Genomic DNA, 785 nt, shown 5'->3' on the forward strand with positions numbered 1-785 from the left:
ACAGTAACTTATCCTGATGGCAGCACAGCAAGTGTAGTTGCAGGACCGGATGGTAACTGGACTGTGCCAAATCCAGGCCTAAATGATGGCGATGAAGTTGAAGCGATTGCTACAGACCCTGCAGGCAACCCATCATTGCCGGGCACAGCTATTGTTGATGCATTGGCACCGACAGTAGCACTTGATGATGTGCTCACCAACGACAGCACACCTGCGCTCACCGGTACAGTCAACGATCCAACAGCAACTGTAGTAGTGACTGTTGATGGTGTTGATTACCCAGCGACGAACAATGGCGATGGCACCTGGACGCTTGCAGACAATAGCTTGCCTGTACTTAACGATGGTCCACACACGATTACCGTGACGGCAACAGATGCAGCAGGTAACGCGGGTACAGATACAGGTGTTGTGACAGTTGATACAGCAGCTCCTTCAGCACCAGTGATTGACCCGGTTAACGGGACAGACCCAATTACAGGTACGGCAGAACCTGGTTCAACAGTGACTGTGACATATCCGGACGGTAGTACAGCAAGTGTTGTAGCAGGACCGGATGGTACTTGGACTGTGCCAAACCCAGGCTTAAATGATGGTGACACGGTAACAGCAGTAACAGAAGATCCTGCTGGCAATACATCAGGCCCAGCAACAGCTGTGGTTGATGCATTGGCACCGACAGTAGCACTTGATGATGTGCTCACCAATGACAGCACCCCAGCGCTCACTGGTACAGTCAATGATCCAACAGCAACTGTGGTTGTGAATGTGGATGGTGTTGACTA

At 51.2% G+C, this 785-nt stretch carries 1 protein-coding gene; it reads left to right on the forward strand.

All coding sequences use genetic code 11. The annotated features are described in order from the left end of the window. Positions 1 to 785, forward strand: a 785-nt coding sequence (locus RMB13_RS00605) for an Ig-like domain-containing protein (protein ID WP_311084116.1), incomplete at both ends; no start/stop codon positions are given.

It is taken from the genome of Acinetobacter sp. V102_4, from assembly GCF_031799005.1.
Taxonomy (GTDB): domain Bacteria; phylum Pseudomonadota; class Gammaproteobacteria; order Pseudomonadales; family Moraxellaceae; genus Acinetobacter; species Acinetobacter calcoaceticus.